This is a genomic window from Paenibacillus amylolyticus (genome assembly GCF_036894225.1).
GTDB classification, from domain to species: domain Bacteria; phylum Bacillota; class Bacilli; order Paenibacillales; family Paenibacillaceae; genus Paenibacillus; species Paenibacillus amylolyticus.
Genome location: NZ_CP145892.1, coordinates 457,750 through 471,364 on the forward strand (window position 1 = coordinate 457,750; position 13,615 = coordinate 471,364).

The 13,615-nt window shown below is 46.4% G+C and carries 12 protein-coding genes; 5 read left to right on the forward strand and 7 right to left on the reverse strand.

All coding sequences use genetic code 11. The features are described 5' to 3' along the window. The first annotated feature begins 307 nt into the window (after positions 1-307). Genes V6668_RS02190 through V6668_RS02200 form a run of 3 tightly spaced genes read left to right on the forward strand, consistent with a single transcriptional unit; the run spans position 308 to position 2,239 of the window. Positions 308-589: a hypothetical protein gene (locus V6668_RS02190; protein ID WP_076319547.1), complete on the forward strand. Its 282-nt coding sequence runs from the start codon at positions 308-310 to the stop codon at positions 587-589. A 31-nt stretch (positions 590-620) separates the two neighbouring features. Beyond that, complete coding sequence (locus tag V6668_RS02195; protein ID WP_036616678.1) at positions 621-1,910, forward strand: lipase family protein; 1,290 nt, start codon at positions 621-623, stop codon at positions 1,908-1,910. A 56-nt stretch (positions 1,911-1,966) separates the two neighbouring features. Then, positions 1,967-2,239, forward strand: a complete 273-nt coding sequence (locus tag V6668_RS02200) for a hypothetical protein (protein ID WP_017691024.1) — start codon at positions 1,967-1,969, stop codon at positions 2,237-2,239. Positions 2,240-2,466: 227 nt separating this feature from the next. Here the strand turns inward: V6668_RS02200 and V6668_RS02205 are convergent, their stop codons facing one another. From V6668_RS02205 to V6668_RS02220, 4 genes are all read right to left on the reverse strand, one after another. Continuing rightward, positions 2,467-3,243, reverse strand: coding sequence for a YcnI family protein (locus V6668_RS02205; RefSeq protein ID WP_036616680.1), 777 nt, complete (start codon positions 3,241-3,243; stop codon positions 2,467-2,469). Positions 3,244-3,707: 464 nt separating this feature from the next. Next, on the reverse strand, positions 3,708-5,423 hold the full coding sequence (locus V6668_RS02210) for a copper resistance CopC/CopD family protein (protein ID WP_051447442.1): 1,716 nt from the start codon (positions 5,421-5,423) through the stop codon (positions 3,708-3,710). Positions 5,424-5,630: 207 nt separating this feature from the next. Further along, positions 5,631-6,287 carry a response regulator gene (locus tag V6668_RS02215; RefSeq protein WP_036616682.1) on the reverse strand — a complete coding sequence of 219 codons (657 nt, stop codon included), beginning with the start codon at positions 6,285-6,287 and terminating at the stop codon, positions 5,631-5,633. A 1-nt stretch (position 6,288) separates the two neighbouring features. Next, the gene (locus V6668_RS02220) at positions 6,289-7,119 is read right to left on the reverse strand and encodes a sensor histidine kinase (protein WP_338707609.1); all 831 of its coding nucleotides are present in this window, start codon (positions 7,117-7,119) and stop codon (positions 6,289-6,291) included. A 305-nt stretch (positions 7,120-7,424) separates the two neighbouring features. On the opposite strand from V6668_RS02220, the gene V6668_RS02225 reads away from it, so the two are divergent. Further along, the gene (locus tag V6668_RS02225; protein ID WP_017691019.1) at positions 7,425-7,592 is read left to right on the forward strand and encodes a hypothetical protein; all 168 of its coding nucleotides are present in this window, start codon (positions 7,425-7,427) and stop codon (positions 7,590-7,592) included. A gap of 133 nt (positions 7,593-7,725) precedes the next feature. Here V6668_RS02225 and V6668_RS02230 read toward each other — a convergent pair whose 3' ends face one another. The 3 genes from V6668_RS02230 to V6668_RS02240 all read right to left on the reverse strand — a co-directional run bounded on the left by V6668_RS02230 (position 7,726) and on the right by V6668_RS02240 (position 12,123). After that, on the reverse strand, positions 7,726-9,558 hold the full coding sequence (locus V6668_RS02230) for a diguanylate cyclase (RefSeq protein ID WP_338707610.1): 1,833 nt from the start codon (positions 9,556-9,558) through the stop codon (positions 7,726-7,728). Between the two features lie 310 nt (positions 9,559-9,868). After that, positions 9,869-10,459, reverse strand: coding sequence for a DUF5317 domain-containing protein (locus V6668_RS02235; RefSeq protein ID WP_036616686.1), 591 nt, complete (start codon positions 10,457-10,459; stop codon positions 9,869-9,871). Positions 10,460-10,701: 242 nt separating this feature from the next. Beyond that, on the reverse strand, positions 10,702-12,123 hold the full coding sequence (locus tag V6668_RS02240) for a hypothetical protein (protein ID WP_338707611.1): 1,422 nt from the start codon (positions 12,121-12,123) through the stop codon (positions 10,702-10,704). A 276-nt stretch (positions 12,124-12,399) separates the two neighbouring features. On the opposite strand from V6668_RS02240, the gene V6668_RS02245 reads away from it, so the two are divergent. Then, a complete protein-coding gene (locus V6668_RS02245; protein WP_338707612.1) occupies positions 12,400-13,431 on the forward strand; it encodes a BMP family protein in 1,032 nt (343 codons plus the stop codon). Positions 13,432-13,615 lie beyond the last annotated feature (184 nt).

Below are 13,615 nucleotides of genomic sequence, written 5' to 3' on the forward strand. Positions count from 1 at the left end.
AATTCGAGAAGCTAAACTGATGCAAAATTCAGGAAATCGGGTAATATACACGCGAACACGCGTATGAATCATATTAGGAAGAAAGATACATAAAAACGATGCTCTCAGCCGATGTGGTCATGTTGATTTTGTACTATGATTCAGTTAACAGAAGCAGAAGGCATGGGTGAATGATCCTGATTCATTGGGTGCACATATACATTGAAATCATAAGAAGAAGGTGATTGGTATGAGGCCAATACAAAAAAAGGTATGTGTATTCTTACTAATTGTGCTATCTATCTTTATTTTGGGAGGCTGTCAGAACATGAAAGAAAGTGAGAAACAGGCACTTTTTCAAGAAGCAGAAGCGAAAGCGGTCAAATATTTCAAAGACAAGTATGAGATGAACGTTGTTATTACCAGCAAGGAGTTGCTACCCGAAATGGCACTGGACTCGATTGCAATGGAAGGGCATGTGGTAGAGCAGGAGGATCAGGAGTTCACTATTTCCTATGACTATAGTGATAAAAAAATCAAAAATTTTGGAATGAGCCCTGCCATCAAGGTAGCCATCATTGAGAAAGGCTACGATCCTTTTGCCAAGTAGATTGTATTGAATTTTGGGAGGTGAACATAACATGGGGGATACACCAAGAATTGATGATGAAACATACCGTCTGATGTCGGAACTGGCTTATGAAAATGCCAAAGCAGGTACCGAATATGCGAATCTACCAGGCTGGCAAGTGCTTGAGGATACGCATGGCAACGGTTATTCCGGTTTTGACGCAGTGACTTTTTACAATCCGGAAACGGGGCAGGCGGTCATTTCTTACCGAGGAACAGAAGGAAGTGCCGGATGGGATCGTAAAGGGCCTGATTTTCTGGCGGATGGTCAGATTGCGATCCCCGAACTGGGCAGAAAAATTGAACAATCTACCGATTTCACACCCGATTGGTTATCAGGTGGAATTCAAAAGGTAAAAGACGTCACCGGACTGACTCATTTGGATAATGCGGTGGGTGAGCTGGATAGACAGATTGATAAAAAGCTGAATCCTTTTCCAAATCAAATGTACGAAGCAGAAGACTACGCGAAGGATATGCAGAACAAATATAAGAATTTGGACTTCTCTCTGACAGGGCATTCATTAGGCGGCGGAAATGCTCAGTATGCAGCAGCGCATACGGGAATGACGGCAGTAACCTTTAGTGCGCCATCTGTAATATCCAGCTTGACTCCATCACTGAAACGTAAGGCAGAAGAGGGTGGATTCGATAATCAGATCGTAAACTTTGGTCACCCGGGTGACTTTGTCGCCAGTGGATTCTTTGGTGGCTATGATCGTCATGTGGGTTCCATGTATTACATCAACTCTAATTACAAGGACATGAATGACAACATGAGCATGGGAGATAAGATGGGTAACACCTTTGGTGGGAAGGAATACCACGACCTGAAGCAGTATCAGTTCGAGAATGGTTATATTTCCAATGATCTATACGACCCTACCACTGGTGAGAAAATCAATAAAACTCCCCGTGAACCTTCCAATATCATGACGGAGCTTGCGGATGTTATGCGTAGCTTTGGTGTGCAGACTAACAAGATGGTTGCAGGTGTTGGCTCAGTGGGGGGAGCTTCAGGTCTGATTCAGGTAACGCCGGAAGAACTGAAAAGTGTCGCTTCACGGTGGAAGCAAAATGCACAACAGTGCAATGCGGAGCTGAATCAGGTGCGAACCCGCATGGCCCAATATCTGCATACGAGCCGCAGTCGCAGACTGGAGCCAATTGTCACCCAATTGGACGCATCCATTCATGAGCTTGGCACATGGCATATGAAACACACCAGCCAGTTCCTGAACTTTATTGATGAGAAGGCGGATGCTTTCCGGCAGGCGGACGAGAGTCCGGTTCATTTTTAATTAGGATTTCTGGGTGGCTAGCGTTGATATCACGTACATAGGGGAGGGGAACACGAGTGGGTGGACAATTGCTGGTGGAATTGAATGATCTTCGGATTGCGGAAAAAGAACTTACACAGCTGCTGGCCCGTCTGCAAGCCGATGAGCAAGAAGCGCGGGCGCTATACAGTCGGCTGAACGATTGGAAAGGCCAGTCCGCAGATCATACAAGACAGCAGATTGAAGAGTTTTTTGCGGGCTTGTCCAGACGTATTCAATCCATTGAACAGCAGAAGAAAAGCTTGCTGCAATACATTGAGATCATGATCCAGACGGATCAGGAACGCTAAAGGGTGGTAAGGCTGATGCCAAATTGCGGATGGTAATCAGCGTGGATAAGAGTGTGACCGTGGAGCGGCATGATTAGTGCCTTAACCACGGATTGTAAAAAACATGGGTAGCCAATCAAAATGATGATAGCTAAAAAGCCTACGGCACATCGGGTTTGATCCCGTATGCCATAGGCTTTTTGTTATCTGAATTTTTCTCAGGTTTTCGTAAAACTGTAAGTTAGTTCTTAACGTTTTTTGCGACGTGTAGCCAACGCAATCCCCAAGAAGGACAGGATCAGGGCCAGAATGGATACGATCAATGTTGCTTGTTGAAGCTTCAGCGTACCCGGGTCTGTATCCGTGTTGTTTGGTTCACCTGTAACGGTGTCATTGAGTGCATCGCCCAGCGTGGTGTCATCGTTTGCTTTGCTATCGTCGGTAGCTGCATTATCTCCAGTGGCGCCTTCTGTACCTGCACTATCATGTCCATCGTTGGCATGACCTCCACCTGCCGCAGCATTACCAGCAGCAGCCGGATCTTCGCTAATCGTTGTGATACTGTGCGGGTTGGCATCACTTGGTTGGCCTGTCCATTCTACGATGCTGCCATCACTGTAGTATTGGAAGGCATCCCAAGCTATTTCAGCTTCCGCCTTAGGGTTCTGTGCAACGAAGTTGAACTGCTGGAATTGTCCTGCCAGAATGCCTTCGTTATCGCCGTCAATTTCCCACGTAATCGATGTTACTTCATTGGAATCGTTCTTCTCTGTGGTGATTTTCCAGCCTGCCAGTGGTTGATATTGCTTGAATGCAACACCTTCCGGAACTTTCATGGTGATTTTGGTTGTAGGCAGTTCTTTCTCGGATGGAATCTTAATCGTGTACGTCTGCCATGCACTTGTCTGTGCAACGGATGGGCTAACGGTAACATGAGCGCTAGCGAATCCGGCGAATAACATGAATGCTGCGGTACCTGTTGCGATAGTGGATGTTAGTTTGGAAATCCATGATGTTTTCTTCAAAATAAATAACCCCTCTCAGTTCTTATCATATATGATTCGGCCCATTTTCTTAAATGAGTGTCTACGTTCTGCAAAGGCCGTTTCGGTTACGAATTGTTCTTTCGATCACCGTTATTCCCGGAATTTATTGATCCAACTATATAAATTGAACTAAAGATGGTTTACACATACACTCCGATGACAGAATAACCTTCCAATCGCTGTTATCCCCAGATTTTTTGATTCTCTTTTCTCAAAGGGGAAAATCTGGTGATAAAGGCGAACGCTTCGCTTTTTCAGGTTTTTTCTGCCCTCTCCGTTTCAGTGTAAATAATAGTTCAATTTAAATAGTAATAAGTTGAAATCCGGGAATAAAGGCGAGTGCTTCGCTTCTCCAAAATCAAAATCGTTCCCTTCACTACATTTGCAGTTTGTAGAAACACTAATTTTAGATTGGGTCACTTTTCAATATAAACGTTGTGTAACTATGGCTTGGCGGTATCAATCTCAAATTCGGCATCCAGTGCATCCAACGTCTTGGTCAGGAGATGTACCTTGATATTCCAACGTCCAGGCATGGAGATGTAATCTTCAGCCTTGTACACACCGGTGTCGTTTTTCGGAATGGTGATCTCGTAGATCCCCATATCCATGTCCAGATGTGTGAGTGACAGTGTGATCTGTTCCAGATCGTTAACGATGCTACCGTCTGCACGTTTCACATCGACTTCGAATTGGTTCTCTCCTGTTACATTGGGACTCACCTGAAGTGTGATCGCCGAGCCGTCTTCTGTAGTCTTTGTCTCCTGATACGGTCCGACCGCAGCGGGTTGTCCTGGAGACAGGTGTGTCAGTACGGCAGCCAGAGCGAGAATCACAGCACCGGTGGCAAGTTCGGCCTTCAGGCTGCCGGATAATCTGCTACCCGTTGCTGCTCTTGCCAATCGCGCATGACGCCAGGCGAAGACAAGCATAACAATAAGCAGGACGATCTTGCCGACTAGGACACGGCCATAGGCTGTAGTGAACAAGGAAGTCAGCACAGGTGCTGGCAGAATAATCAGACTGCTGTATATTCCTGTAGCAACCAGAGCGGCTACGGCGCCAATTCCCCAGGCGGTAAACCTGCGAATAGCAACCCAGTAGACTTCTCCTCGCACCTTCGATGGCAGCTTATCCGCCAGTGGAGGCAGACATATCGCCATGGCGGTTAGTGCGCCAATCCAGAAAGCGGAACCGATCAGATGCACGAAGTCCATGGCAATCGCGAGAGCACGTTGATCCGCCGCAGCCGGATGTCCCGTCATGGCATGCGTGAACAGCCATCCAAGCACGAGCACAAGTGAGCCATAGGAAGACCAGATGCGAGCACGGATGGATCGATCACGATCATATCCGGAGAGAATCGTGACGGCCAGCAGCATTACAATGAGTATTTGTAACATCCAGATCTGACCAAAGGATGTCAGCTTGAGCGCACTTCCGATCAGTGCCCAGCTTAGTTCGTTCAGAGCCACACCAGATTCATATAACGTATTCAGTGGCAGGCTGACCAGAGCGGCAAAGGAAGCAGCAGCATAACTGATCCATAACAATCTGTAGCTGCCCGGAACGTCCATAGGTTCTCTTGTCATGGATGTCGGTGCGATTCGGAGTAGCAAGAATGCAAGTGTCCCCAGTATGACAGACAATCCGAGATACTGAATCCAGTCTGTCAGGGATACAATCCATTTCAGCGGCCCACCTGTTGAACCAGAACCGGATGTAAGATCACTCAGTCCGGCAGGAGAACCGGATGGTTCACCGATATGGAAAACATACGCCCCTTGAATTGGGTGTCCATCGGCAGATACAGCTTTCCAGTTAACGGCATAAGTCCCGTTCCCGAGTCCAGCTTGCAGGCCAGTCTCCAGAATATGAGGGCGATCCACATCGATCTTTACATTTCCATCGTCTGCCTGATTGCCGTCAGGGCCGGTTATTTTGATATCATAAAAGGCCGTCTGCAAGGATTCGTTGAACTCCAGCGTCAGCCGCTCCGGAGCAGCTACGAGGATCTCATTTTCTCCTGGCGAAGCCTTAACAATATAAGCATGGGCAGATGCCCACTGTGGCATAACAAGGCAACATACGAGCAACAGACAGGTGACCAATGCCCAGTGCCGTTTGCCCCATTTCAGGGTAAAGCGTGTAAAAATCAAAAAATCATCACCCTCAGGTTATAGATTTGTAGTCATTCATGGTCCTTAAACACAATCTAACCCATTATAACTTTGTCCAAAATGACTGCGTATGACTACATTGGGCTATAAAAAAACGATTTGGTCTACATAATTGTGACAAAAGCATGAATGCTATGTCATTTCTCACCTATGTCGGAAGCATCATTGACTCCGAATTAACAATGTTTATTTGCGAAGTTTACGTCCTGCAAGCCCGCTCTCTAGTGCGTAGCGGGTGAGTTGTACCCGGTTTTCAAGCTGGAGCTTCTGCAAAATGTTTTTGAGATGATTCTTCACCGTCTGGTCTGAAATACCGAGTTGATCGGCAATCTCCCGATTGGTATATCCCGCGGATACCCATTGCAGAATCTCAAGTTCCCGCGCCGTTAGCGGGTTATCTTGCACATCTTCACTGCGTGGTGCGGGGAACTCCTGCAAAATCCGGTAGGCCAGTTCCTTACTGAGCGGTGCGTCGTCACTGACGATTGCGCGCAGGTATTCAAGCCAGGTGGAAGGCGTTAGATTTTTGAGCAAATAGCCTTGAGCGCCTTGTTTCAGTGCTTCGAACAGAAACGTCACATCATCCGATACCGTGACCATAACAACAATAACATAAGGGAATCGCAGCTTGATCTGACGGGTGGCTTCCAGCCCATCCATGCCCGGCATCTGCACGTCCATCAGGATCAGGTCGGGCATCCATTGCCCGGTGAGCTCCAGCGCTTCCTGTCCATTCGAAGCTGTACCTATCACTTCAAACAGGCTGTCCTCGGATAAAATGCTACAGATCGCTTCACGCGCATGCGCATGATCATCAACAACCAGTACACGTACATGTTCCATATTAAGCATGCTCCTTTCCTATCGTCATTCGGGTATGCCCCGGTCTTGAATCGAGGGTGAAAGACCAACCCATCTCGGCAGCACGCTCCTTCGTAATTCGCAGTCCGTACCGATCCTTCAGATGAAGAGGATCTCCACTTAGTCCATTCCCATTATCCTGAATATAAATGAACCAGGCAATTGGGTTACCTTCCGCGTGAACCTGAACGCGGGTAGCCTGCGCATGTTTGCGTACATTCAGTAGTCCCTCCCGGATACAAGCGAGCAGTTCCACTTGTTCCTTGGCAGAGAACGTTACACCCTTGAGTTCCCAATGAATCTGTGCACCAGGTACCGTTTCCTTGACGAGCACTTCGACCTGCGCATGCAATGAAATAATTTCTGATGTTACCGTAGAGGAAGGAACAAAACGCAACTGGGCAATAGCTTGCCTTACATATGTATTGACTTCATGCACGGTTTTTTGAATCTCCTGGATCTCATGCTCATGTCCGCTCCCTGCTAGACTACGGCCTGCTTTATCGGTCTTCACTGAGAGCAGGAAAAGAGACTGAGATATGCCGTCGTGAAGTTCCCGTGCCAATTGGTCACGAGCTTCCAGCGCTGCTTTCGCTGCACGTTCCTGCTCCAGAGCAGCCCTGGCACCTTCGAGCATGTGGAACAATCGGCTGAGCAGAGTCACGCTGACGAGGTAAACGATGAGGGGTGTTAACCAGTTTCCTGCATCCATCGAAAGGTACGGCATCAGAAACTGATGGCGAATGTATTCCCAGATGCCAACCGTGAATGTAGGGATCAGCAGAATCATCCATTTAATTTGTTTATAGGACATGAATGCAGAACTCCTTTGATCTAGGATTAGCTTAATTAGGTACTTTATTTATACAGGGATGGGATCATTATAACGCAAGCTTGTCCAAGACCCTAGTCTGTGTCTTTAGAGAAAGCTGGGGAGGATCAGGGAGTATTTAGAAGGATATCTAAGAACGACAAGGGGTGAAATGTTGTCACGCTAGGTGAGGGTTGGTGTGTCCAGCTGAGGAAGGCTGAGTCCGTTTTCCCTATCGGAGAAGGTCCTCTATACTTAATATAGAACGTGAATTCATTACAAAACATGTTAAGGAGTGAAGCAACAACATGAGTCAAGAAGTATTGGAACGTCGCAGTGAATTGCTCAAAAAGAACATTCATCAGATGCTTGTTCAAGACAATCAGCACGGTATCAGTCGCCAAGACAACATGTTTTTGCAGCAGATGATTAAAGAGCTGCATCAGACCTCACATGAGCTGAATACCAAATCTTAATGTAGAATCTGCACGAGAATGAAGTTGTCTGGTGTACGATTCATTCCATGAAAATGAAAATGGCGCTATCTCCGATCAGACCGGGGATAGCGCTTTTACTTTTTCTGGGCTTATAGAAGAAGTTCTGTTTATTTTACTGCAACTGTTGCTGGGCGGTTCTTTTCTCAATATATTGAATGAACAACTCGGCAAGCTCCGGATCAAACTGTGAACCCGAACATGAGCGTAGCTCCCGAATGGCTTCTTCCACGTTCTTGGTTTCCTGATACGGCCTCTCTGTCGTCATGGCATCAAAGGAGTCAATCACGGTCAGCATCCGGCAGAGCCGGGGAATCTCGTTACCCTTCAGGCCGTAAGGATAGCCTTTGCCATCATAACGTTCGTGGTGAAGTTCAATATACGGAATCAGATCGGCGAAGCGATCGTTCGTGATCACCATTTTTTTGCCCCAGGTGACATGTCCTTTGATCGTTTCCCATTCTTCTGCGGTGAGCTTGTCCTTTTTGTTCAGAATAGACCAAGGAATCTCCAGTTTTCCGATGTCATGAATCAGTGCTCCCAGCACGAAGCGACGTTTTTCCGCATTGTCCAGTGCGAGCAATTCACTGATATCCAGTGCATATTTGTAGACCCGTTTGGAATGTTTAAACGTATCCATATCTTTGTATCTGAACAGATTGAGCTGCTGTTCGATGTCACGAACGTCCTGTACCAGATCAATCTCGTGTTCCATGCCATCATTGCTGCCGTGGCGGTGCACGTTGTTCTTGCCCTGTTTCTTCGCATAATATAGTGCTTTATCCGCCTGATCCACAAGCTGGGATTTGTTATACATATCCACCTGATAGGGCGCGACGCCAGCAGAGAAGGAGAGACAACCGTGTGGAAACACTTCAACGCCTTCAAACGGCGTGTCGTTCAGTTGTTTACGCAACTTGTTCATAAACCTGTAGGATTCGTCCAGCTCCATGCCTGGCATGAGCAAAGTGAACTCTTCTCCTCCATAACGAAAGGCGGTAACAGGTGTGCCTTCCGTCTTTTGCATTAAAAAATCCCCCAGCAGGGCTAGCAGACTGTCACCTTGAAGGTGGCCAAACCGATCGTTATACTTTTTGAAATCATCAATATCAATAAGCCCCAGACATAGCGGTGTGCCCTGCGTTCGAGCGTTAGTCAGTTCGCTTTCTAACATGCTTTCGAAATAACTATGGTTGAACAGACCCGTACGTTGATCCGTGTTGGCCTTTTCCTCAATCGTCTGATACATCACGAACAACTGCCTGAATGCATGGGAGAGCAGAATGCTAAGACTTAGATACAACAACAGGCCAAGTACGCCATTGTGCACAACCAGAATTGTCAGGACCAGCGCCAGAATCAGCGTACACAGATAAACCAGCAGGGATTCGGTAACGAATGCCCGCTTCATCTGCTGTAATGCATCCTTTGTTGAGAAATGAAAGAATAAGCCAAGTGTGATCGTGTTGATGATGAAGTAGGCTGCGAGCGCTGCAAAATAAGGAATCAGGTTATAGCCGTCCAGAGTTCCCGATTGCCCGCCAGTCCACTCAAACACGGCAGCTGCTCCCGTAATCATGAGACTGTAGATGCTGAAATTAACAATGTGTTTCCACCAGGTTAGCTTGCGCTCTTTGATTAACAGGATGATGGAGACAGGAAGCAGTACGGATAAACTGAAAGCTCCGCCAAACATGAATATACAGGCAAGGTATACCGATGAATCCATGGATTGCTGATTGCCTTTGGGTGGAATCTGGAACGTGAAATAATCCAGAATTAACGCCGCACCCAGCATGGTGTAGACCATAACCCAATCCGCCGTGATTAGATGAAGGTAAGACCACTTGTTCATGTATAGAAAAACACCGATCCCGGTACAACTAAGCAAAATAACATACATACTGCTTCGATCTGCCTTATGGATAAGGTTACGAATAAAGTTCATAAAAAATCTCCTGCTTGAGTTTAGTCTAATCTTGATGTGTATATAGTTGGTGTTCTTCTATAGGGATATACTATATAGATGTATAACATACCAAGTTACCTGCCAAAAATCCAGACAGAAAAAACAGGCCGCTGGCAGCCTGTTTGTCTTGTTGGGTGGTATGGATACTAGCCGCCCAGCTTGTATCCCGAAGTTAACGCTACAACGACAGAAGCCACGATGATTGCGTTGATGACAATGCGGGAATATTTCACACCTTCAAATTTTTTCATGGAGAAGACCTCCCTTCCTTGGAGTCTACCTGTTTTCTTCAAGCCTGATGAGTTTTAGCAGGTTGCACAGCCTTTTTGTCCCGATTCACCATCATGTATTGAATAAAAAGGAATATGCCAATATTCATGACCACATCACCGATGCTGATGACCTGAGTCCGTGGGTAAGGGCTGGAGAGTGGGATGATATCACCGAGAAAAGGCAGATTTGTAGATGCATCCATCATAAAATGCTTTGATACGGCGCCGCCTTCCCGGAGCATGTCTACATAGTAGGGTCCCAGTACAGCGGAGGCTTCCACAGAAACAGGCATGCGCCCACCGTTTACAGCCATAACGGCAAAATTGAGAAATACCCCAATCCAGATGAGCATGAAACCGGTATGGTGTCTGTTGAGCCACAGGAAAGCGAGCCCTGTAATGTAGACGGCAGCAAAGAGATATCCATTAATGGATGCCACCCATTCGAATCGTTCCTGGAGATAGAAAATAAAGAACTGGATTAGTAGCAATACAGGGAAAATCCAGCCACTTCGCAGCTTGAGTGCTGCAAACTGGTTGAGCCCATGCCGCAACCCGCCCCGAAAAAATCCAACGATCAAGCCTAGTAGAATACCGTCATATACCATGGAGTAACTCCTGTTCGTGCGGAGATATGCAATATGATTGCGTGTTTGTGTACATAAAGGATTCGACCTTATATTGGTAATTCCTGCATGAGGAAAATGATTTTGTAGAAGAAATTTGCAAAATGCTGAACAAAAAACCGCCTTTACGAATCTAGGGGTCGAAACCCCTGTAAAATTCGGTAAGGACGGCTGCTTATGGTGCCAAAATACGAGCTTTGATTCGGTTGAAGACGGAATTTATTTTATTCAGATCCACCGTTCAGATAGTTGAAGAAAGGCTGGTCCACCCAGAAGTCATACGTCGTAATGTCCGCATCAGGTGCCAGTTTCAGGAAACCTTCCCGAATGGATTTGGCATTTTCTTTCAGAGAGAAGGACTGAGCATAGTAATTGCCAAGCGCGATCTTATTATTGGAAATGACAGGGTAGTTCGCCAATGCGGTTGGTGAATAATACAGCGGTTGCCACCAGGAGCTGAGAATCAGTGGAGATGTACTGTCACTATTCTTTTTGGCATATTTCAGCACAATGTCGTTGAAGCGAACTTTGTCTGCCACATTGTTGAACTCGAACTGAATATCATATTCCTTCGCAGAAGCAATATAGTTACCGTTCTCGATCTGTGTCACTTTATAGTCTGGCGTTTCCTTCGGCTCGCCCCATTCCTTCAAATAAATGAAGGCAGATGTCTTCGGCTGGAATTGCACATCAGCATCAATACCTTCGCTACGCAGCAAACCAACCAACTGTACAGCATGCTGAATATTATCGTGGCCGTAGGTAAGTGTCAGTTCATCGATAAAGTTGGAATCAAAGCGGCTATCCTTCAGGTTATAACCTGTTACGAGATCATCTCGCAGGGCCTGATCCACAATTTTTCTCAGCTCAGGTGATTCGATCAGATCCGCTGTGCGATATGCAGCATACAGTTTGGAATAGATGTCCGCATCGCCGGAACGCCCAATCTCATGTTTGTATTTCCCTTGACTGACCAATACGCGTCCAAGCAAAGTATCAGCGAAATCTTTACTTGCTACGCCACCCTTAAGGAGAGCGGGGTATAGGCTTTCAGGAATCAGGCCTGTATCGATCGCCGCAGCCAGTTCCTGTGCGGCTTGTCCCTGAACACGGTTCGGGCTAATGCCAACTTTGGCAAGCGCTTTGGCTGTTTTCTCTGCAGGATATGTATAAGCCAGTTCCTTGAATCCGGCTGCTTTCACCGCGATGAAGACCGCTGCATAAGTGCTCAGTTGATCCTTAGCACGTACTTCTGTACCCGTAAGAACACCATTATTGTATAAGGATACGGCAGCATCATATGAAGAATCACCAGAAGACAGATCGGTAAAGATAGGAGCTTTGGCTTCACTGTCACTTGCTTGAGTTGCTTCCGTGATGGCTGCAATGGCTTGAATGAAATCACCTTTGGTAATCTGTTGCGGCAATTGAATGTTGTATTTCGCTTGCAAGAATTGAGCAAAATCCGCTGCGCTTTCCGTATAGGCAACTGGCGCCTGAGCTACCGGTCCTTTGACACTTTGTGAGGTGGCGGGTTTAGCCGGAGTTGCAGATGCTGCAAAAGCGGAAGCGGGCAAGCTAAGGCTGCCGAGTGTTACCGGAGCGGCGAGTAGGGCCGCCAACGTGATCTGGGTGATTTTTTTCAAATGAATAGCCTCCTTAAAATGGGTTGGAAAATAATTAGCTTTGGGTTATAATTCTGACAATTCCTATAAGAATAGAATAATTGGATTGACTTTAGCACGGAGACGCGCTGGATGTCAACGAAAAAAAGCTTGATACAGAACGGTTTCCAAAGCTTGGTAGAAAGCGAATTGTCAATTATATTCTATTTGAGTGTATACGCTCAAAGATTTATTGACAAGGATCGACAGTATCCGCTAGGATAAGAAAAAAGAATGTTGAAAAGGGGTATTTTCAAAATGAAAAGAGGTTTATCGTTCGTCTTATCGATCATCATGTTGGCTATTTTGTTGGCAGCTTGTGGGAATTCGGCTTCCAAAGACGAACAATCCGCCCAAGGCAGTGATTCGGAGAAATCTCTTCGGATGGCCCTCGTACTTCCCGAAAAAATAGGGGTTAACCCTTTCTTTGTACAGATGGATGAAGGTTTCAAAAAAGCAGGCGAAGAATTCAAAGTAGATACCAAGACGATTGAATCGACAGACCCGGCAGCATTTGAACAAAATCTGCGTGCTGCGGTTGCCGAGAATTATGATCTGATTATTACAGCAACTTTCCAGGCAGAAGATGCATTGAAGAAAGTTGCTGCAGAGAATCCAGACAAGTCCTTTGCGATTGTAGATACAACCGTTGATCTTCCTAACGTTCGTAGCGTTGGTTTCCGTGAATATGAAGGGGCGTACCTGCTGGGTGCAGCTGCTGGATTGTCCACCAAAACAGACAAAGTCGGCATGATCGCAGCAATGGATGTACCATTGATCAAGAAATATACGGAAGGTTTCAAAGCAGGATTGGAATCCGTGAATCCAGACGCAGAATTTCTCGTGAACTATGTAGGTGGATTTAATGACCCGGCCAAAGCAAAAGAATTGGCACTGGTACAATTCGGCAAAGGCGCTGACTTCATCGCTGGCGCATCCGCTGTAGGTGATCTCGGCGTGTTCGAAGCAGCCAAAGAAAAAGGCTTCTACACTTCAGGTCAAGATACGGACCGTACCGTTGAAGACCCGGAACATATCGTATTGTCTCAATTGAAATCAACCGATACGGTTGCTTATGAGACTGTGAAAGATTTTGTAGAAGGCAACTTCAAAGCAGGCGCTGTTAACTACGGTTTGAAAGAAGACGGTGTAGGCCTGACTTACGTTACACGTGACAGCGAATCTCCATTGAATGCTTTTGTTGGACAAGAAGTGATCGACAGGGTTAAAGCAATCAAGGATGATATCGTATCCGGCAAAATCGTAGTCAAAGATCCATTGCAACAATAGTTTCGAATGTACTTTTCAATGAATGAGTGATGGAAATGATCAGCCGGCTGCCCGATCAGGCAGCCGGTTTTGCTGCTATTAAATGACCAGTATATGTTCAACTTATCGTTTACACGATAACGGCGATCGGAAGGTTATTCTGTCATCGTAGTGGCGAGTGTAACCTTTTTAAATTGAACTGAGG